The following is a 20,375-nucleotide window of genomic DNA, read 5'->3' as shown; positions in this document are numbered from 1 at the left end:
ACCCATGAACGCCAGCGATGGAATCCGCGTCACACTCAGCGAATTGATTGAGATGCGCCACCGTGTGCGCGAAGTGCAGTTGTTTTCCACGCCGAGCCAGCGCAGCCCGTTGATCGGCCTGCACCACTCCAAGTTACGTGGGCGTGGCGTGGATTTTGACCAGGTGCGCGTGTACCAGGCCGGGGACGATGTACGCACCATCGACTGGCGTGTGACGGCGCGTACCCAGGAACCGCACACCAAACTGTTCCACGAAGAACGCGAGCGGCCGATTTTCATCATGGTCGAGCAAAGCTGCCGGCTGTTTTTCGGCTCTGGCCAGATGTTCAAGTCGGTACTGGCCGCACAAGCCGCCAGCCTGTTCGGCTGGGCAGCTCTGGGGCATAACGACCGCGTTGGCGGGCTGGTATTCGGCGACAGCGAACACTACGAAATCAAGCCCCGACGCAGCAAACAAAGCCTGTTGCAACTGCTTAACCGCCTGGTGCGCGTCAATCAGAGCCTCAACACCGAAAGCCGCCCCGAAGCCGACGCCCTCGGCATGGCCTTGCGGCGTGGTCGCGAAGTGTTGCGCCCGGGCAGCCTGGTGATTGTGATCTGCGATGAACGCGCGCTCACCGAAGGTGCCGAACAGCAGCTGAGCCTGCTGTCCCGGCATTGCGACCTGTTGCTGCTGCCGATCTCCGACCCGCTGGACCACGCCCTGCCCGCTGCGGGGTTGTTGCGCTTTGCCGAGCGCGGCGCGCAGTTGGAGCTGGACACGCTTAACTTTGACTTACGCCAGGCTTACAAGGCCCAGGCCGAAGCGCGCATCGCCCGCTGGGAGCTGCTCGCACAGAAGCTGCGGATTCTATTGATGCCCTTGAGCACCCAGAGCGAAATGGTCGAGCAGCTGCGCGAATACCTCAACCCGCAACGCCCGGTTAAAAAGCAATGAGCAGCCTCGACCAACTGCAACCCCTGATCGCCCCTCCGGCCATTGGTTTCTGGCCTCCTGCGCCGGGCTGGTGGCTGTTGCTGCTGGTGATTCCGCTCTGCGCCTGGGGGCTGTGGTGGCTGCGCCGTTTCCTGCCTGCGCGCCGCCCGGTGGCGCGTGCCGAACAACCGCTGGACCCGCTGCGCATCACCGCCCTGGCAGAACTGGCGCTCATGCCCAAACCCTACGACGGCGCCCCCGCCGGCGCCTGGCTGCAGCAGCTCAACGGTTTGCTCAAGCGCCTGTGCCGCAACGACTACCCTTACAGCCAGAGCCACACCCTCAACGGCCGTAAATGGCTGGCGTTCCTCGACAACCGCTGCCCTGCTGCCGGCCTGACCCGCTGGATGGTGCTGGTGGAAGGCGCCTACAAACCCGAATGCAAACTCGACGACAAGGCCATCGCCGGCCTGACCCAAGCCGTCGACACCTGGATTCGCAAACATGTTTGAGTTCGCCTGGCCGTGGATCTTTGCCCTGTTGCCATTGCCCTGGCTGATGCGGCTGATCCTGCCCGTGGCCGACAGCGGCGAGCCCGCCTTGAAAGTCAGCTACCTGGCCGACCTCGAAGGCCTGGCCCGCCGTCGCGCGCGCGTCAACCTGCCGGGCTGGCGCCAGCAAGCGCCCTTCGTGGTGCTGTGGCTGCTGCTGCTGAGCGCCGCCGCCCGCCCGGAATGGCTCGGCGAACCCCTGCCGATTGCCGCCAGCGGCCGCGACTTGCTGGTGGCGGTCGACGTGTCCGGCTCCATGGACTTCCCGGATATGCACTGGCAAGACGATGAGGTCAGCCGCTTGAGCCTGGTCCAACACCTGCTCGGCGACTTCCTGGAAAGCCGTGAAGGTGACCGCGTCGGCCTGATCCTGTTTGGCAGCCAGGCCTACCTGCAAGCGCCGCTGACCTTCGACCGGCGCACCGTGCGTGCGTGGCTGGACGAAGCGCGCATCGGCATCGCCGGCAAAAACACCGCCATTGGTGATGCGATTGGCCTGGCCTTGAAACGCCTGCGCCAGCGCCCGGCGCAAAGCCGCGTGCTGATCCTGGTCACCGATGGCGCCAACAACGCCGGGCAAATCGACCCGTTGACCGCCGCGCGCCTGGCGGCTGAAGAAGGCGTGAAAATCTACCCCATCGGCATTGGCGCCGACCCCGAGCAAACCGGCTCCCTGGGCATTCTGGGCGTCAACCCGAGCCTGGACCTCGACGAACCCGCGCTGAAAGCGATTGCCGAGGCGACCGGTGGCCGCTACTTCCGCGCCCGTGACGGCGACGAACTGCAAAAAATCAAGGACACCCTCGACCAGCTAGAGCCCGTCGCCCAACAACCGACACAAGCCCGCCCGTCCCAGGCGCTTTACAGTGCACCCTTGGCCCTGGCCTTGATCCTGAGCCTGTTGCTGGTGGTCCAGGAACGCTGGCCCAACAACGCGCTGCAACGCTTTTTCAATAAACTCTCGACCAAGGGCATTTTCCTGCAACAGCACCCCGAATGGCGCCAACGCCTTAAACGCCTGCGTTTGCGGAGGCGTCGATGATCGACCTCTGGCCGCATTGGTTCCGCCCCTGGTGGCTATTGCTGCTGCCGCTGCTCGGCTGGCTGCTGTGGCAACTGTGGCACCGGCAAAAACGCGCCGGGCGTTGGCAGATGATCCTGCCACCGGCCTTTCATGCGGTGCTGCTCAGTGGTGGCAGCGGTCGCGAAAGCAAATCGCCGTGGGTGCTGCTGGGTGTCGGCTGGCTATTGGCTGTGCTGGCGTTGCTGGGGCCCAGCTGGCAACGGGTTGAACAGTCCAGCCAGAAACCCTCCGACCCGGTCGTGGTGCTGCTGGAATTGACCCCGGAAATGCTCGCCACCGACAGCCCGCCCAATCGCCTGGAGCAAGCGCGGCGCAAGCTGTATGACTTGCTGCAAGCCCGCGACAATGCGCCGACCGCAATCGTCGTGTATGCCGGCAGCGCCCACACCCTGGTGCCGCTGTCGGATGACCTGGCCACCAGCCGTAACCTGCTCGAAGCCTTGCGCCCTTCAATCATGCCCGAGCCCGGCCATCGCGCCGACCTGGCAGTGGCAAAGGCGCTGGGTTTGCTCAAGCAGGGCGGCCTCGGTCAGGGCCGCCTGCTGCTGGTGGGCTCATCGCTGTCGAAACAGGAACGCCAAGGCATTCGGCTGCAGTTGCAAAGTGCACAGGCGCCGACGCTGTCGATCCTCGGCATCGGCAGCCGCGAAGGCACACCGGTGACCCAGGAAAGCGGCGAGTTCCTCAAGGATGACCAAGGCGCGATTCTGGTGCCGCGCCTCGACAGCCCGACCCTCAAGGCCTTCGCCACTGAAATGGGCGGCCGTTACCGCGCCGCACGCCTGGACGACAAAGACCTGCGTCAACTCAACCTGCTCGACGGCCCGCAAACCCTGCGCAACGATGGCCAACTGCTGCACCTCGACGCCTGGGCCGACCAGGGTTACTGGCTGCTCCTGCCGCTGTTACTGCTCGCCGCCTGCGCCGGGCGCCGTGGCTGGCTGTTTTGCTTGCCTTTGCTGTTACTGGGGGCGCCGCAACCGAGTTACGCCTTTGAACTTCAGGACCTGTGGCTGCGCCCCGACCAGCAGGGCCAGTACCTGCTCAAGCACAAGCGCCCCGCCGAAGCGGCCGAGCGCTTCGAGGACCCGCAATGGCAAGGCGTCGCGCTGTACGAGGCCGGTAACTATGCCGAGGCCATCAAGCGTTTTGCCCAAGGCAATGACGCCTACGCCCACTACAATCGGGGTAATGCCCTGGCCAAATCCGGCGAACTGGAAGCGGCCATCGACGCCTACGAACAGGCGCTGGAAGCCCAGCCTGACCTGCAACCGGCGCTGAAAAACAAAGCCTTGGTGGAAAGCCTGATGCAGCAACAGGCACAGCCCGAACCGACCAAGCCGGCAAAAAACGAAGATGACGAAACCACCCAACCCGGCCAAACTGCGCAACCGGGCAACGCCGGGCAAAGTGCCACAGGTGGCGAGCAATCGCCCCAACACCAGGGTGAAACCGGCACCGGCGAGACCCCGCCGGGCACTGCACCCAAGGCCGGCGGCAACGACGTACCGGGCAGCGAGTTAGGGGATGAGCAAACCACCACCCCGCCCTTGCGCCCTGCCGATGCCAGCATCGACGGTGAGCACCGTCAGGCTCTGGAGCAATGGTTGCAGGAGATCCCGGACAACCCCGGCGAACTGCTGCGCCGCAAATTCTGGTACGAACAGCAACAACATCAGGACAAGACTCGATGAGCCGCCGCACCACCCTTCTGCTCCTGCTCGCGCTGTCGGCAGGCCACGCCCAGGCGGCGAACCTCGTCGCCAGCGTCGACCGCAGCCGTGTCAATTCCGGGGAAACGGTGGAACTGACGGTGGAGTCCAGCGACGTCACCCAATTCGGCAAACCCGACCTGTCGCCCCTCGACGCACAGTTCGAAGTCAGCGGCACCCGCCAGATCAACCAACTCACCACCCTGGGCGGCGATAACCACGCCACCACGCGCTGGATCATCACCCTGCTGCCCAAGGAAAACGGCACCGTGGTGATTCCGCCGCTGCAAGTCGGTGAGCTCAAGACCCAGCCGATCAGCCTGCAAGTGGTCGAAACTGCCAGCCAGAACACCAGCGCCGAATTGGCCCCGGTGTTCATCGAAACCAACCTCGACCAAAGCACTGTGTACGTGCAGGCCCAGGCCCTGTTGACGGTGCGCGTTTATCATTCGGTGTCGCTGTATGACGATAGCAGCCTGACCCCGCTGCAGATTCCCGATGCACGCATCGAGCAGTTGGGCGAGTCGCGCACCTACGAGAAAGTCATCAACAGCATTCGCCATGGCGTGATCGAAACCCGCTACGCGATCTACCCGCAGCACAGCGGCGCGTTGATGATTCCGGCACAGACTTTCAGTGCGACCCTGGTGGAGTCGCGCCCGCCTCAAGAGAACACGCTGCAAGGCACCAAGCCGGGCAAGTTGATTCATGTCAGTTCGGCCGAGTTGCCATTGACGGTCAAACCCAAGCCGGAGTTCTACCCCGCCGATGCGCCGTGGTTGCCTGCGCGCAGCCTGAGCCTGAGCGAAGCCTGGAACCCCGAGCCTGATCACGTGCAAGTCGGCGACTCCCTGACCCGCAGCCTCACGGTCAAGGCCGAGGGCCTTTCCAGCGCGCAACTGCCGGCGCTGCCCAGCACCGACATCAACGGCCTGCGCCGCTACCCCGACCAACCGGTGCTCGCCAACCAGAGCAACGACCACGGCCTGACAGGCAGCCGCGAAGACCGCGAAGCCCTGGTGCCGACCCGCGCCGGCGCCATGGAACTGCCGGCCGTGGAAGTGGTGTGGTGGAACACCCACGAGGACCACCTCGAACGCACCAGCCTGCCCGCGCGCACCCTTCAAGTGGCGACCAACCCGAGCCTGGTGGTGGACACCCCCGCCACGCCGACGGTGATCACTGCGCCGGACGACGACCGCCTGTGGCTGTGGCAACTGAGCACCCTGATCTTTGTGTGCACCACACTGCTGGGTTTCGGCCTGTGGTGGCGTGCACGTCGGCAACCGGCGGTGCAACGTGCCGCGCAAACCGGCCCAAGCCCACGCACACTGCTCGACGACCTCAAGCGCGCCACCCAGGCCAACGACCCGCAAGCCACACGCCAGGCCCTCGACGCCTGGGCGCGGCAACAGCCGGAAACCCTGGCGGATATGGCCGCGCGGTTTGTGCCGTTGTCAGATGCGCTGGACGGACTGAACGGCGCGCTGTACAGCGAAAGCGGCCAATATTGGCTGGGCGAAGACCTATGGCGCGCGATAAAAGCCATTCCCACCGCTGAACGCGAACAAGACCCGGCGACGGATACCACCAGCCTGCCGCCGTTGTATCCCAAGTAACGCTCGGGCTGCCTCACACCAAAGAACCTCTATGGGCGCGAGCTTGTCTGGAAGCCGGGCTTGCCCGCTCCCACAGAAAAGCGCAGCGCCTCGGGCCTGGCAACTAAACTCGGTCAAATTGTGGGAGCGGGCTTGCTCGCGAATGCGGTGGGTCAGTCAGCACATTTGTAACTGAACCACCGCATTCGCGAGCAAGCCCGCTCCCACATTTGGATCTCATTTCATCCGGTAAACGTGGTGTTGCGCGAACAAGACCCGGCGACGGATACCACCAGCTTGCCGCCGTTGTATCCCAAGTAACGCTCGGGCTGCCTCACACCAAAGAACCTCTATGGGCGCGAGCTTGTCTGGAAGCCGGGCTTGCCCGCTCCCACAGAAAAGCACAGCGCAGCGGCCTGGCAGTTAAACTCGATCAAATTGTGGGAGCGGGCTTGCTCGCGAAAGCGGTGGGTCAGTTACAAATAAGCCGACTGACCCACCGCTTTCGCGAGCAAGCCCGCTCCCACATTTGGAACTCATTTCATCCGGTAAAAGTGCTGTTGCTGTGCTTTTGCCCCGCTTTTGCTTCATCCACTCAGGTCGGCTGTCAGGCCGCCGTGCTCTGCTTTTGATCTGCTGTTGACCTTGATCTGACAGGCCCCGTTAACCACGCTGGCCGAACGCAGGCTTGAATCCGTGGGTAACCCGGCAGGACGCCGGGTTAGCCGCACTGGGCCAGGGATGGCCCATTGCGGCGGCCCACGGATTCAAGCCGGAGTGAGGGCATGCCGAGCCTAAGCGAGGCACCGAGTGGTGGAGCAAAGCGTTTTTTGGTTACTTTTTTAGGCGCTTGTAAAAAAGTGACCCGCTGTAAGAGCGGAACCCTAAGCCGCCGTTACCGCAGCAACGGATATGTACTCATATCTACCTAAACGCCTGATCGACATGCATTGTTAAAGGCCAGCAATCCATATCCCTTTAATTTGCGGGAAGTTTCCTAGACAATCCTTTGGCCTTGCGCCTGCTCAGTCCACTGGCTAGCCTTCGCTCCGTCGCTGCATATCAGCGATCGGGTGTGAGATCCCGTGAACCTTTAGGCGCCACGAGCAATATGCTCTATGGCGGCTGTGTGCGGGCAGACTTCGGTCTGGCCGGGTGCTCCTACCTACTGGTTCCGGTATCTCACCCCGTACATAGCTGCCACCCTTTTGACGTGTGAGATCGGCAAAAGAAAGGCGCCCAACCCAGTAGGTAAATCATTCATGAAAAAAATCGTCCCAGACCCACCCCGCTTCACCCTCGACCGAGAAATCTTCGAACGCGCCCTGAGCCACTACCTACAACCCGACTCACCGCCGTCCTTCACCCCACATCCAGACCTCAGCTTCGAAGACGCCCTCGCCCAAATCTGCGACTTGCTACGCTGTGCAGCCGCCACCGCAGCCGTCTCCAGCCAAGGATTGAACGGCGATCAACGCCACATCGCCGGCGCCACCGAGCACCTGATCAACAGCGCCAGAGCCCTCGCCGACCGCGCCCTGAACTGCCTGCACGCCGCATAACCCCTGTTGGCGCTGGCTTGCCTGCGATACAGCAACCTCGGTCTTTCTGTCACACCGAGGTGATGCCATCGCAGGCAAGCCAGCTCCCACAGTTGATCTGGGTCAGCCGCGGGCACGGTGTGGCCTTTTACAGGTAAACTCCCCTCCTTTTCATCTTCTCCACGGAGTTCGCCTTGCGTCTGTTCCACACCTCCGACTGGCACCTCGGCCAAAACCTGCATGGCCAGGAACGCGACTTCGAACACGCCTGCTTTCTCGCGTGGCTGCTGAGTCAATTAAAAGCCGAGCAACCGGATGTGTTGCTGATCGCCGGGGATATTTTCGACACGGTCAACCCGCCGCTCAAGGCCCAGGAGCGCCTGTATGACTTCATCATCAGCGCCCACGAACAAAACCCTAAACTCACGATTGTGATGATCGCCGGCAACCACGACTCCGGCTCGCGTATCGAGTTGCCGGCGCCGTTGATGCGCCGTTTGCGCACGCATGCCCTGGGGCGAGTGCTGTGGCTGGATGACGGCCAACTGGATGCCGAGCGGTTGCTGATCCCGCTGCCTGACGCCAAAGGCAAGATCGCCGCCTGGTGCCTGGCGCTGCCGTTCTTGCGCCCGGCGGAAGTCACTGGCGCACACCTGGGCGATGATTACTTGCGCGGCATTAGCCAGGTGCACGAATGGCTGATCGCCGCCGCCAATGCCAAACGCAAAAAAGGCCAGGCGCTGATTGCCATCAGCCATGCCCACATGGCGGGTGGTTCGGTGTCGGAAGACTCCGAACGCAGCCTGATCATCGGCAATGCCGAAGCGCTGCCCGCCAGCCTGTTTGATGCCAGCGTGAGTTATGTGGCCCTCGGCCATTTGCACAAGCCGCAACGGGTGAATGGTGAGGAACGGATTCGCTACAGTGGCTCGCCGATTCCCTTGTCGTTTTCCGAAATCGGCTACAAGCACCAAATTCTCGATGTGACCTTTCAGGGCCAATGCCTGGTGAGTGTCGAGCCACGCCTGATTCCGCGTTCGGTCAACCTGCAACGCCTGGAAGCCGCGCCGCTGGCAGATATCCTCAAGCAATTGGCGGACCTGCCCGACATCGACCTGCTCGCCGAAACCCAGCGCCACCCGTGGCTGGAAGTGCGCGTGCGCCTCGACGAGCCGCAACCGGACCTGCGCCAGCAAATCGAGACCGCCTTGCAAGGCAAGGCCGTTCGCCTGGTGCGCATTGCCGCCGAATATGCCGGCAAACGCGGCAGCGACGAGACTGACGACGAGCGCCTGATCGAACTCGACCAGCTCACGCCCCAGGAACTGTTCAGCCGCGCCTGGCAGGACAGCTACGGCAGCGAAGTGGATGAACAAACCTTGAAGGACTTCGCCGTGCTGCTCCAGGAAGTGCAACAGGAGGGCGAACAGCCATGAAGATCCTCGCCATCCGCCTGAAAAACCTCGCCTCACTGGCGGGCCCGTTTGAAATCGACTTTACCGCCGAGCCCTTGGCCAGCGCCGGGTTGTTCGCCATCACCGGGCCGACCGGCGCAGGCAAAAGTACCTTGCTGGATGCCTTGTGCCTGGCGCTGTTTGGCGCGGTGCCGCGCCTTGGCGATACCGGCCAGGCGAAAATGCCGGATGCCGACAGCGACATTTCCATCGGCGACCCGCGCACCCTGCTGCGGCGCGGCACCGGCGGTGGGTATGCCGAGGTGGATTTTGTCGGCGTCAGCGGCCGTCGCTACCGCGCGCGCTGGGAAGCCAACCGCGCCCGTGACAAGGCCAGCGGCAAGTTGCAGAACAGCCGACAGAGCCTGATCGACCTCGACAGCGACCAACTGCTGGCCAGCCAGAAGACCGAATACAAAACCCAGCTGGAACTGGCCCTGGGCCTGAATTTCGAACAGTTCACCCGTGCAGTGTTGCTGGCGCAGAGCGAATTCAGTGCCTTCCTCAAGGCCAACGATAACGAGCGCAGCGAGCTGCTCGAAAAGCTCACTGACACCGCGCTCTACACCCAGCTCGGCCGCCGCGCCTTCGACAAGGCCAAGGAGGCCAAGGACGCGTATAAACAGCTGCAAGACCAGGCGACCGGCGTGGTGCCGTTGCCCGCCGAAGCCCGCGCCGAACTCGACCAGCAGTTGGCCGAGGCTCAGCAACAGCTCAAGACCCAACAGGCCCAGCTCAAGCAGTTGGAGTTGCAGCACACCTGGCTCAAGGAGTTGCGCGAGTGGCAGGAGCGCCAACAAGATGCAACTGAGCAATTGCAACGAGCGCAAGCGGATTGGGCAGGCCAGGGCCAACAGCGTCAGGACCTGAGCCGCCTGGAGCAATTGGCACCGCAGCGCCATCAGTTTGCGCGCCAGGCTGAACTCGCCACGTTGCTGGCGCCGCTCGCCGTGCAGATTCAGCAGCACCTTGAGCAGCAGACCGCGCTGCAAGCGCGTCAGGAGCAGGCGCAACAGCAGCAGTCCGCCGCCCAGGCCGCCTTGGCTGACGCCCTGAAACAGCAGGCCGACGCCGTGCCCTTGTTGCGTCAGGCGTTCGAACAACAAAGCACCCTCGCCCACCTGACCCAAGACCTGGCCAAGCGCAGCGACGACAAACAGCAACAGGAAAGCGCCTGCCAAGAAGGCCAGGCCTTGCTCACGGGGTTGCAGGAGAAGCAAACCCAAGTGGCCGGGCGCCTGCAACGCCTGGCGGCCGAGCTTGAGCGCAGTGCCGCGCTGGCACCGTTGAGCGACGCCTGGAGCGCCTACCGCGACCGCCTGCAACAGCTGATGCTGATCGGCAACCGCCTCAACAAGGGCCAGAGCGAGCTGCCGCAACTCGAACAGCGCGCCAGCAGCGCTGCCGAAACATTCGCCCAGCAACGCGACGCGCTGGACCTGCTGTACCAGGAAGCCGGTGCCGAGCCGCAGGCGGTCGCCGAGCAGATTCAATTACTCGCCAGCCTGTTGCAAGACAACCGCAAGCAACAGCGCGCCTTCGAAGACCTCACTCGCCTGTGGGACAGCCAGCAACAGCTGGACCAACAGGCGGCTGCATTGACGCAAAAGCTCGCGCACGCCCAACAGCAACGCGAACACCTGAACCAGATCGGCCTGCAGGCCAAGGCCGAACTGACGGTGGCCGAACAGACCCTGACGGTGACCAAGCAACTGCTGGAACGCCAGCGCCTGGCCCGCAGTGCCAGCGTCGAAGAGTTGCGCGCGCAGTTACAGGATGACCAACCGTGCCCGGTGTGCGGCAGCCATGAGCACCCGTATCACCAGCCCGAAGCGTTGCTGCACAGCCTCGGCCGCCATGATGAAAACGAAGAAGCGACAGCGCAGAAAGCGGTCGACACGCTCAAGGAAAAACTCACCGAGCTGCGTGGCGAAGTCGGCGGCCTGATTGCCCAGCAAAAAGAGTTCCTGCAGCAGCAGGAGCTGCTGGCAACCCAGCAACACGGCCTGACACCCAGCCTGCAAGCGCACCCATTGGCCGCCTCGTTGTTCAATCAGGATGCCGCCAAACGCAGCACCTGGCTGGCCCAGCAACTGGCGCAGCTGACGCAAAGCATCAGCCAGGACGAACAACGCCAGGGCGCCCTGCTCAACCTTCAGCAAAATGCCGGGCGCATGCAGCAACAACTGCAAGCCGCCCAGGACGCGAGCCAGCAAGCCCGCCAGTTGCTGGTGGACCAGCAGCGCGAGCTGTCCAACGACCGCGAACGCCTCGACGAAGAACTCCATGCCTTCGCCAGCCTGTTGCCCGCAGAAACCCTCGAAGGTCTGCGTCGCGAACCGGCGGCGACGTTTATGCAGTTGGACCAGCACGTCAGCCAACGCCTTGAGCAACTGGGCCACCAGCGCGATGAACTGGCCGAGCAGCACGAGCGCCAGCAGGCCATCGAGAAAGAACACACCCATCAGCAGCATCGCCAGCAGCAACTGGACGCCTTGCTCCAGCAGGTCACCGAGCTGTCTGCTCGGCAACAGGCCGCCCAGGACACGCTCCGCGCGCTGCTCGGCGAGCACAGCAGTGCCGAACAGTGGCAACAGCAACTGGACCAAGCGGTGGCCCAGTCACGCCAGAGCGAGACCGACGCCAACCACCAGTTGCAAGAGACCCGCAACGCCCTGATTCAATTGGCTGCCGACCTCAAGGCGCAGCAGGATCGCCAACAGGCGTTGGCCGCCGAGCAACACACCCTGGGCGAACGCCTGAGCGAATGGCGTGCCTTGCACCCGGAACTGCATGACGACGGGCTCACGCGCTTGCTGGCCTTTGATGACAGCCACGTCAACGCATTGCGCCAGCAGGTGCAGCACAGCGAAAAAGCCGTCGAACAAGCCAAGGTGCTGCTGCAGGAGCGCGAGCAACGCCTGGCCGAACACCAGGCGTTGCACAATGGCAACCTGGCAGCCGAACAACTGGACGCCGCCCTGGCTGCGCTCAATCAGCAATTGGCTGACGCTGAAAAAACCTGCGCGGAATTGCGTGCGCGCCAGTCCGAAGACCAGCGCCGCCAGGAGGCCAACCATGTACTGGCCGAGCACATCGCCAAGGCCTATGACGAGTGGCAGCGCTGGGCACGCCTGAATGCGCTGATCGGTTCGGCCACCGGCGACACCTTCCGCAAGATCGCCCAGGCCTACAACCTCGACCTGCTGGTGCACCACGCCAACGTGCAACTGCGCCAGCTGGTGCGCCGTTACCGGCTCAAGCGTGGCGGCAGCATGCTCGGCTTGCTGGTGATGGACACCGAGATGGGCGATGAATTGCGCTCGGTGCACTCGTTGTCAGGTGGCGAAACGTTCCTGGTGTCGCTGGCGCTGGCGTTGGGCCTGGCGTCGATGGCGTCGAGCACGCTGAAAATCGAGTCGCTGTTTATCGACGAGGGCTTTGGCAGCCTCGACCCCGAGTCGCTGCAATTGGCGATGGACGCCTTGGACGGCCTGCAGGCCCAGGGCCGCAAGGTGGCGGTGATCTCCCACGTGCAGGAAATGCACGAACGCATCCCGGTGCAGATCCAGGTCAAGCGCCAGGGCAATGGCTTGAGCACCCTGGAGGTCAAGTGAGCGAGGCGCTGCTGTATTCGTTTCGGCGCTGCCCGTATGCGATGCGCGCGCGTCTGGCGTTGCGCTACTCGGGCGTGCCTGTGCAGATTGTCGAGGTCAGCCTCAAGGCCAAGCCGGCCGAGATGCTCGCACTGTCGCCCAAGGGCACGGTGCCCGTACTCTGCGTGGGTGGCCGGGTGATCGAGGAAAGCCTGGAAATCATGCAATGGGCGCTGGCGCAGCATGATCCGGATGGCTGGTTGCGCCAAGGCGACCCGAGGGTGCTGGCGCTGATTGCCGAGAACGATCAGGTGTTCAAACATCACTTGAATCGATACAAGTACGCCGAACGCTACCCGGAGCAGCCGATGGAACATTACCGGGCCGAGGGGGAGGTGTTTTTGCAGACGCTGGAAGGTTTGTTGGCGGAAAATGACTACTTGCTGGCCGAGCAGTTGAGCCTGGCCGATGTGGCACTGGCGCCGTTTGTGCGCCAGTTTGCCCATGTGGATCGCGAGTGGTTTGCCGGGACGCCATATCGCCAGTTACAAGCCTGGCTACAGCGCTTTCTGGAGTCGCCGCTGTTTATTGCGGTGATGGCAAAACCCTGAGCCCAACACAATCAAATGTGGGAGCTGGCTTGCCTGCGATGCCGACAACTCGGTCCAACTGATACACCGAGTTGATTTCATCGCAGGCAAGCCAGCTCCCACATTTGACCGTTGCTCAGCTCAAGCTCAGTGCTGAGTCTTGTGGTCCAGTGCGGCATAGAAGTTGGCGCTTTGTTGCAGGTATTTCTGGGTGTAGGCGCTGGTGCTGGATTTTTTGCCGGAGACTTCCACGCTGGCAGCGGCAGGCAATGCCACAGTGGCGGAAACAGCGGAAGCGGCGATGATCGAGAAGAGATTGAAGTTCATGTCGGTAACCCTTGTGTTCGTTTGGTTAGGTGGCCGGTGAAGGCCTTGAAACCAAACTTACGCCCGAGGGCTGAGCCTTAGAAATGCTTTGAAACAGTAGCCGCTATTAATAGAATTAATACAAGAGTCAGGCCCCGCACTGCGGGGCCTGTGGCTTATTGACGCACCAGAAACTTGAGGTCGCTGGGGGCATCGATCGGCAATTTCTGCACGGTTTTACCCAGCAGGCCGGTCTTGGGGTCACGTTCGACCACCACGATTTCGTTGCTCTTCTGGTTGGCGATCAGCAGGAACTTGCCGCTCGGGTCCAGGCTGAACTCGCGCGGATGGTCACCTTCGACCGAACGGCGCTGCAACTCCTTGAGGTGCGCGGTGGCCGGGTCAATGCTGAATACCAGGACCTGGTTGGTGGTGCCACGGTTGCTCACGTAAAGGAATTTGCCGTCGCTTGAGGCGTGCAATGCCGCGCCCGCCTTGTCGGACACCGGCTGCCCCGCAGCGAAATCCACCAGCTGGGTTTGGCTGAGCGTGCCGTCCTTGTAATCAAACACCGCCACCTGAGCGCTCATCTCGGTGGTCAGCCAGGCATGCTTGCCATCGGCGCTGAACAGCAAGTGGCGTGGGCCGCTGCCCGGTGGCAGTGGCACGGAGGCCGGGGTAGCCGCAGTGAGTGGCAGTTCGTGGTTGGCCTGTGGGTCGTAGCGGTAGGCAAAAATCTTGTCTGCCCCCAAGTCCTGCACATACACGTACTTGCCATCCGGCGACGACACCACCGAGTGCACATGGTTGGACGCCTGGCGCTCAGGGTTGACGCGGCTCGCCGGGTGCCCGCTCAGTTGTACCGGTGCCGACAGCTTGCCGTTGGCATCGACCGGCAGAACCGCCAGGCTACCGCCCGGGTCTTCCAGCACCGAATAGTTGGCGACGAACAGGTAGCGCCCATCAGCGGCCAGGCTGGAATGGGTCGGCTCATTGCCCAGGCTTTGCACCTGGTTGATCAGGGTGAGCTGATGACTGTGCGGGTCAATGCTGTAGCTGCTGACGCGCCCGACCGGGTCTTTCTGGCCCGGGCCGTTCTCGTTGACTACAAACAGGTGCTTCTGGTCTTTGGAAACCGTCAGCCACGAAGGGTTGGCCGCCTTGGCCGCGAGCACCGGCTTGCCACTGAACTGGCCCGTACGGCTGTCAAATTGCAGGCGGTAGATGCCTTCGCTGGTGCCGGCCGTGTAGCTGCCCACCAGCAGTTCATAGGTGTCGACCGGCGCGGCGTGCACCGACATCGCCCCCACACTCCCCGCCATCAGCAGGGGCCAGAATTTACGCATCATCATCCGCTTCATCCTCGTCGTTATTATTGCCGGTGACGCCGTTCATGCAGACCAGGCGATGCTCGCCCGAGTCACCGGTAAGGGTCCAACTTTGCAGCGTTTGATCAAACACCGCCGCCTTGACTTGCTCCAGGCTGAAACTCCAGCGTTTCTCGGCACGACCGTCCATGCAACGGATCAGCAATTGATGCTCGTCCAGGCCGAAATCGAACGTGTGCAGCCCGTCGATTTCGACCATCTGGCAGTTGTTAAACGCGTCGAGCAAGGTAGCGGTGTCGGCAGTCATAACCATCAATCATCAAAAGGAAAGACGTCATGATAGGTCAATTTGTTGCATCGACCTAAACCCCGCTGCTCATCGATTCGCCCCGTTAACATGCAGCCATAATTACCGCGCCCCCTGCTGACCTGGGCGCCATCAGGATTTGCGCGGATAGCGCGGCCTCGGAAACAGGCTATTACCCATTGTTCATTTCACGGCTAAGCACCGATCGTTAGCTTTTGCTCACCTGCTCACTTCGCGCGGCCAGGGTTAAATCGCAACACCGAGCCAGATCTTAACGACAAGGAAGCTGCACGATGATTCATGGAAACCACCCGCCAACACTGTTCAACTACGCCTTGAGCCCTGTATTGCCATCACCTCGTGCCCGCCAACCGGGTGAAGCCCGTGAAGCAGCCATTGAGGGCGGCTCCGGGACCTCGTCCCAGGCAGAGTACGAGCACCCCCTGCGCAGACGCAGCCGAGCAGCCGGGCTGACCGCTGCGCGACTCTCCGCGGCCCCGGCTGCCACACTTGCAATGCCCGCGCCGGTTAACGCCGCCAGCTCACCCGAGCTGACCGCCAATAGGGTCGCCCAGCAGTTCGCCGAGCGCCCCACACTGCGCTCCGTTGTGTCAGGTTTACTCAGCGAGGCGCTCAAAACCCTCTACCCCACGTTGGCGTTCGACCTCGAATACACCGCGCTGGCCGAACCCATCTCGAGCAATCCGCCCCAATATTGCCTGACGCCCCTGCTGGACGTCGCACTCAAACACCTGACGACCGACGGCGAACTGGACTTTACCGATAAAGAAGGCATTGCCTGCACGTTGATCGACCAAGCTACCGGTCATACGCTCAAGCCGGCGCCCCTGGCGGGAGCACTGGTGCCCGGCATCGATATGCAGGCTATCGAGATGGCGATCCGCAGCCTGCGTACGGCCCTCAAGCGTGGGTTTGAGCAAGCACTGCTTCGTCACTTCACCGGTAATGCCTACACCACCCAAAGTGCCGGCGACGCACAGACCAACCGATGGCTATGGCTCAGCGACACCCTCAGAGACACCCTGCGAACCGCCGCCTTGAAACAGCCCGGGCTGACTGAGCAACAACGCGACACCCTTGACCAAATCGTCAGCTACCCAAATCAAGCGCAACGCGTGCGCGCGAAAGGCGATACGGCAGCCAGCGTATTCATCCTTGAGGCCGCCGTTCGCCACGACGATCGCGCATCCGCACAGCTCAGCCCGGACCTGCTGATCACCCGAGAAGTGGCCGGCCGTACGCAGGTCCTGCATGCGACGCCTGCCGGAGTGGTAACCGCGTATGACTCCTTGCAAGCCTTCGGCGAAGCCTGGGGGCGAAATCTGGAGAAGGCGTTCGTCTTCGATAGCCTTGATTGGAAGCGTCAGGCGCCCGACGCGAATATTTTCGATATACAAGCCGCGACCCTCCTGAATGCCATGTTGGAAAACGTCGCATCCATTCGACTGCCGGCATCGGGCACGCTTGATGAACTGGACCAGGTATTTTCCCGGGCCAGCGACCCAAGCCCATGGTTTGCAGGGAGCTATACCCCCAACGCTACCAAGCTTGGGCGGCTGCGTGACAATCTACCGGCATGGCTCAGTCACGCGAGTGATGCAGAACGCGATACCTACCGGCATCATTCACTGGCACTGGCCAGCAGCGTACAGCGCAACAACGGGCGCACCTTCCTCGACGGCATCCCCGATATCCGCACTTTTGCCCGGCAACAGCTGGACCAGCAATTGGCAGGTAAAGGCTACACCGCGCAGGATCTGGAAGTGGTGTTCAAGGTCGCCGTGGGTGACTTGGGCAGCGGCTACATCGAACGGGAGAAGATGAGCCTGGTCGACATGGCCCTGAACAACCTCGCGGGCTTGCCCAAGGGGCAGATGGAGGTTTATCTGCGCGGGCAACCGGTCAGCGATCCGCACATGCCGCAGATGCTCAAGAACCTGGTCAGCAGCGTTGATATCGGTAGCCACTACCCGCAACTGTTGAACCGCGAGCTGCAAAGCGATAGCCCATCGGCTCGGGACCGAACCGCGCGCTTTATCGAGCAAGTGCCGATCCAGCTCGCCATGCAGGCGCTGGAACTCAAGCTCAAGGGCGAGGCTGGCATTACCGACCTGGGTTATCGCTTTATCGAAGCGGTTACCCACCCGGGCGTAGGCAGCAAGCAGGTGGACGGCCAAGCGATTACCGTTCGGCCCCTGGCCTTTGTGCGCAAGCCTGGGGCCACACCGGATGTCGCCGTAAACATGTTCCTGATCGAGCCGCTGGCCGCTACCAGCGGCCCGCATATTCTCTATCGCCCCCTACTGAAACCGGCGCTGCTTGAGTTCCCCAGCCGCGACGCGCTGCTGGAGGCCATCCGTACGCCAGGCGCGTTGCAGGAGAGTATTCTGGCGTGGCTGAAAGATGACAAAGCCCGAGCAGTCTATGGCAACGGCGGCTTCCAAACGCCCAATATTTCACGCTACTCGGTATTCAATGAGTTCGACCCGCCCACCACGCCCACCCCCACCGCACTTGCCGTCGACGGTTATGCGACCGCCACCACGCTACGCCAGGACGTGCTCAACGGCGACCTGATGAAACACTGGTTCCATACCAATGCCGACAGCCTGGTCACCCTGGCAGAAGGCCAATCCACCTCCGACGCGGAAAGCCGCTGGGCTTCGCACAAGGAACTTGGCTGGCTGTTATTCAACACACTGCTGCCGGTGCTACGTGGGCCGGGGGCGATGGCGGGCTGGCTGCTGCAACTGGCCAACAGCGAAGAAGATATCAAGCGGCTTTCCACACCAAACGACCCGGACCCGTCTTCGGCGGTGGTCGACCTGCTCGTCAACCTGGGCATGACACTGGGCCACGCGTCCGCCTCCGAGCCCGGCGAGCCCGCGCGCACTTTTGAACCATTCAAGCAAGACGCCCATTCCGACAGCGCCGGGCCACGCCCCCGTCACGACGATGAGCCCGTTGCCCGCCAAGCCATCATCCGGCAGGCCCCGGCAGCGCCCGCCTCCGGCAGCTTTGGCGGCGAAAACACGGCCATTGACGTGCGATTATCGAGCCCACGCGGGTTAACGCCAAGCCTGCTTGCGCACATAGACTCGTTCAAAGTAGCGGCGCCAACGGATCCCGGATCGCCCATCGGCGAAGGCACCAGAAAAGGCCTGTACAACGTTCATGACCGGCTTTATGCCAACATCGACCATCACTGGTTCCGCGTGGCAAACGACCTGGATGGCGCCTACGTCATCGATGAACACAACAAGGCACGTACAGCGCCGCCCATCACACGCGACGCGCAGGGTAAGTGGCATTTTGACCTGGCGCCCAAACTCAGAGGCGGCATGCCAAAATCTGCCAGGCCACTGGATTCACTCGCGAACAGTATGCAAGCCAAGCGCCTGGCGGAGACCGACTATCGGCGCAACCTGAAAGAGCGCAAGAAAGTTTCAAAAACACATGACACTGCAATGGCAAACATCGAGGCCGACCTCACCGAGTACGAAAGCGCCCGAAAGAAACTCAAGACCCTTTACAACCTGGCAAGCACCGAGGCATCAGCCGTTCGATTTGCCGAACCTTATGCACAGCAACGGCAGATTACCGACGCGCTGAAGGACAGGATTGCTCAACAACTTGAGCGTCTCAAACCCCTGACGCAATCACTCGTGGCCGCCAGCAAAACCACTGTTGAAACCATTGCGCCGAGGAAGTTGGGCGGGATAGACGATCTATCGGAGTTCAAGCACAACCGTTCAGTGGAGTACGAAAATACGCTGCACACCTTGACGGCAATAGAAAACTTTTACGTTCGCCTGTTTAACGACACCCGTCAGTACGGCGTGCGTGGCGCCTCAATCTCAGAGCTGGAAGCACATGCCAATGGCGGCATACAGCCAGCCTACGAACAATTGACTGAAGCGTACAAAATAATCTATGAAAACAATGAACAACTGTTGCGGTCGCGGCAGGCAGTCGGCGCGCTGTTGGCTGAGTGGAAGAGCGATTCACCTTTTGGCAACAAGGAAGCGTTGGGCTACATCAAGAGGCGATACACCACGACTGTCGCGCTCAATGAACTTACAACGAAATTGAACAACCTGTCGTTTCTCCATCAACTGACCTCGACATGGGGTGCGCGCTTCCCAGAGGATGCCGCGCGCCGTCAGATGGAGCGATTCTTAAAGGACAATCTGAAAGCCGAAGCTTCAGCACTCCAGGATCTACGCCAATACAACGACTTCACCTTGGGCGAGCGAAACGCGACGCTAAACACCATTATCACCAAATACAAACAGGTCCTGAGCGACAGTCTTGTCTTGCAGGAAGAGTATCCACAGCTCTTTCGGGCGGACTACCACCAGCGGTTCACTGCTTTACTGAGTGAATTCATCGCCGATGCACAGGCCGAATTGGCACAGGTCGTCAAAGAGGAGCAGTTTCTGATTCCGGCTGCGCCCGCGCGCAGTGACCAAAGGGCCAAACCGCAGAACCAGCGCGTGTTCAAGACCGAACATAAAGAGACCTTGATTGGCACATTACGCGCGCCCGAGCCGGGCCGAACCGTCGACATCATCGATGTGTTGGACCCACAAAGCGGCCAACCTATCGCAAGCTACAGTGAACACGCCAAGGAGCGCGGATGGGTGAAAATCATCCGCGGCCAGCCCACGCAAACGTCTCCCGCCGCTTCGCCGAAGCCCTTGGCGAGCTATAAGAGCGATGCGCAAAAGTCGATAGATGCCGCGACGCGACGCGAGCAATCGATTCTTTTCCAGAAAAAGAAACTTGACGACCCCCAGCGACGCGACACCGTCTCCCCTCTGGATTGGTACGAGATGCTGGAGACCGTGGCTAACCAACTCAAGGAGACCGCACGGCAGGCCGAGGCCAACCACGGTGGCAGGCCGGAAACCGCCGAGTTGGTGGCGCGCTGGCGAACCGCTGCAGATGAAATGCTGCAAAAGGCCCGACAACACACCGCAGATGGCTATCTGGTTCAGCCGCCGACAGCGGAAAATGTCGACTTCCTGTGGCGTCATGGGTTTGTCGATATCAACCTGGTACGGCGGGACGTGCCCACAAAAGCTGGCGACGTATTCACCGAATACGCGGTGCGTAAAAAAGGCAAGATCGACGTGGTGTGGTACGCCCACTTCCACTACCCGCAGAAAGGTTGGCCACGGGATGATCACAGAGCAGCGCATCTGAAAATCCCGTCGCAACGCTACAAAACCAAAAAAGACTTGATTGCCGAAGCCAAAAGCAACGGCGTCGTCGCGCAAATAATCAACGCCGATATCAACGCCCCGTTGGATCAGAAGCTGTTTCTGAAGCTGTAAAACTGACAGGCTGAGCACTGCAAAAAAAAGCC

Annotated in this window: 14 protein-coding genes; 10 read left to right on the top strand and 4 right to left on the bottom strand. The window is 61.8% G+C overall.

Annotation, left to right across the window (positions count from 1 at the left end):
* Positions 1 to 4: 4 nt before the first annotated feature.
* The 9 genes from JFT85_RS00315 (at position 5) to JFT85_RS00275 (ending at position 13,063) form a co-directional block, all read left to right on the top strand.
* Entirely contained in the window at positions 5 to 937 is a 933-nt protein-coding gene (locus JFT85_RS00315; protein WP_201228725.1) for a DUF58 domain-containing protein, read from the top strand.
* Positions 934 to 1,428: a DUF4381 domain-containing protein gene (locus tag JFT85_RS00310; protein WP_064452692.1), complete on the top strand. Its 495-nt coding sequence runs from the start codon at positions 934 to 936 to the stop codon at positions 1,426 to 1,428. Before JFT85_RS00315 ends, JFT85_RS00310 begins: the two co-directional genes overlap by 4 nt.
* Positions 1,421 to 2,509 (top strand): vWA domain-containing protein, encoded by a 1,089-nt coding sequence (locus tag JFT85_RS00305; protein ID WP_069553373.1) that lies wholly within the window; start codon positions 1,421 to 1,423, stop codon positions 2,507 to 2,509. Before JFT85_RS00310 ends, JFT85_RS00305 begins: the two co-directional genes overlap by 8 nt.
* The gene (locus JFT85_RS00300) at positions 2,506 to 4,245 is read left to right on the top strand and encodes a tetratricopeptide repeat protein (protein ID WP_069553372.1); all 1,740 of its coding nucleotides are present in this window, start codon (positions 2,506 to 2,508) and stop codon (positions 4,243 to 4,245) included. Before JFT85_RS00305 ends, JFT85_RS00300 begins: the two co-directional genes overlap by 4 nt.
* Positions 4,242 to 5,882, top strand: coding sequence for a BatD family protein (locus JFT85_RS00295; RefSeq protein WP_053255769.1), 1,641 nt, complete (start codon positions 4,242 to 4,244; stop codon positions 5,880 to 5,882). The genes JFT85_RS00300 and JFT85_RS00295 overlap by 4 nt, the downstream gene beginning before the upstream one ends.
* 1,241 nt (positions 5,883 to 7,123) lie before the next feature.
* The gene (locus JFT85_RS00290) at positions 7,124 to 7,423 is read left to right on the top strand and encodes a DUF6124 family protein (RefSeq protein WP_078828442.1); all 300 of its coding nucleotides are present in this window, start codon (positions 7,124 to 7,126) and stop codon (positions 7,421 to 7,423) included.
* 173 nt (positions 7,424 to 7,596) lie between these two features.
* Positions 7,597 to 8,838: an exonuclease SbcCD subunit D C-terminal domain-containing protein gene (locus JFT85_RS00285; RefSeq protein ID WP_201228723.1), complete on the top strand. Its 1,242-nt coding sequence runs from the start codon at positions 7,597 to 7,599 to the stop codon at positions 8,836 to 8,838.
* The gene (locus tag JFT85_RS00280) at positions 8,835 to 12,473 is read left to right on the top strand and encodes an AAA family ATPase (RefSeq protein WP_201228721.1); all 3,639 of its coding nucleotides are present in this window, start codon (positions 8,835 to 8,837) and stop codon (positions 12,471 to 12,473) included. The genes JFT85_RS00285 and JFT85_RS00280 overlap by 4 nt, the downstream gene beginning before the upstream one ends.
* Positions 12,470 to 13,063 carry a glutathione S-transferase N-terminal domain-containing protein gene (locus JFT85_RS00275; RefSeq protein WP_201228719.1) on the top strand — a complete coding sequence of 198 codons (594 nt, stop codon included), beginning with the start codon at positions 12,470 to 12,472 and terminating at the stop codon, positions 13,061 to 13,063. Before JFT85_RS00280 ends, JFT85_RS00275 begins: the two co-directional genes overlap by 4 nt.
* Before the next feature lie 126 nt (positions 13,064 to 13,189).
* Here the strand turns inward: JFT85_RS00275 and JFT85_RS00270 are convergent, their stop codons facing one another.
* From JFT85_RS00270 to JFT85_RS28355, 4 genes are all read right to left on the bottom strand, one after another.
* Positions 13,190 to 13,369, bottom strand: coding sequence for a hypothetical protein (locus tag JFT85_RS00270; protein ID WP_073638665.1), 180 nt, complete (start codon positions 13,367 to 13,369; stop codon positions 13,190 to 13,192).
* A gap of 155 nt (positions 13,370 to 13,524) precedes the next feature.
* Positions 13,525 to 14,700, bottom strand: coding sequence for a lactonase family protein (locus JFT85_RS00265; RefSeq protein ID WP_053256547.1), 1,176 nt, complete (start codon positions 14,698 to 14,700; stop codon positions 13,525 to 13,527).
* On the bottom strand, positions 14,687 to 14,983 hold the full coding sequence (locus JFT85_RS00260; protein WP_073638667.1) for a DUF5629 family protein: 297 nt from the start codon (positions 14,981 to 14,983) through the stop codon (positions 14,687 to 14,689). Before JFT85_RS00260 ends, JFT85_RS00265 begins: the two co-directional genes overlap by 14 nt.
* Before the next feature lie 617 nt (positions 14,984 to 15,600).
* The gene (locus JFT85_RS28355) at positions 15,601 to 15,924 is read right to left on the bottom strand and encodes a hypothetical protein (protein WP_242486509.1); all 324 of its coding nucleotides are present in this window, start codon (positions 15,922 to 15,924) and stop codon (positions 15,601 to 15,603) included.
* Positions 15,925 to 16,041: 117 nt separating this feature from the next.
* On the opposite strand from JFT85_RS28355, the gene JFT85_RS00255 reads away from it, so the two are divergent.
* The gene (locus JFT85_RS00255) at positions 16,042 to 20,343 is read left to right on the top strand and encodes a dermonecrotic toxin domain-containing protein (RefSeq protein ID WP_242486508.1); all 4,302 of its coding nucleotides are present in this window, start codon (positions 16,042 to 16,044) and stop codon (positions 20,341 to 20,343) included.
* Positions 20,344 to 20,375 lie beyond the last annotated feature (32 nt).

The organism is Pseudomonas sp. TH04, assembly GCF_016651355.1.
In the GTDB taxonomy this organism is placed as follows: Bacteria; Pseudomonadota; Gammaproteobacteria; order Pseudomonadales; family Pseudomonadaceae; genus Aquipseudomonas; species Aquipseudomonas fluorescens.
Note: the sequence above shows the minus strand (reverse complement) of the source record. Positions and strands in the feature narration are given on the sequence as shown.

What these genes read in the sequence shown, in the direction of transcription:
- JFT85_RS00315 (WP_201228725.1), top strand. Translation starts at nt 5, where the DNA reads ATGAACGCCAGCGATGGAATCCGCGTCACACTCAGCGAATTGATTGAG.
- JFT85_RS00310 (WP_064452692.1), top strand. Translation starts at nt 934, where the DNA reads ATGAGCAGCCTCGACCAACTGCAACCCCTGATCGCCCCTCCGGCCATT.
- JFT85_RS00305 (WP_069553373.1), top strand. Translation starts at nt 1,421, where the DNA reads ATGTTTGAGTTCGCCTGGCCGTGGATCTTTGCCCTGTTGCCATTGCCC.
- JFT85_RS00300 (WP_069553372.1), top strand. Translation starts at nt 2,506, where the DNA reads ATGATCGACCTCTGGCCGCATTGGTTCCGCCCCTGGTGGCTATTGCTG.
- JFT85_RS00295 (WP_053255769.1), top strand. Translation starts at nt 4,242, where the DNA reads ATGAGCCGCCGCACCACCCTTCTGCTCCTGCTCGCGCTGTCGGCAGGC.
- JFT85_RS00290 (WP_078828442.1), top strand. Translation starts at nt 7,124, where the DNA reads ATGAAAAAAATCGTCCCAGACCCACCCCGCTTCACCCTCGACCGAGAA.
- JFT85_RS00280 (WP_201228721.1), top strand. Translation starts at nt 8,835, where the DNA reads ATGAAGATCCTCGCCATCCGCCTGAAAAACCTCGCCTCACTGGCGGGC.
- JFT85_RS00270 (WP_073638665.1), bottom strand. Translation starts at nt 13,369, where the DNA reads ATGAACTTCAATCTCTTCTCGATCATCGCCGCTTCCGCTGTTTCCGCC.
- JFT85_RS00265 (WP_053256547.1), bottom strand. Translation starts at nt 14,700, where the DNA reads ATGATGATGCGTAAATTCTGGCCCCTGCTGATGGCGGGGAGTGTGGGG.
- JFT85_RS00260 (WP_073638667.1), bottom strand. Translation starts at nt 14,983, where the DNA reads ATGACTGCCGACACCGCTACCTTGCTCGACGCGTTTAACAACTGCCAG.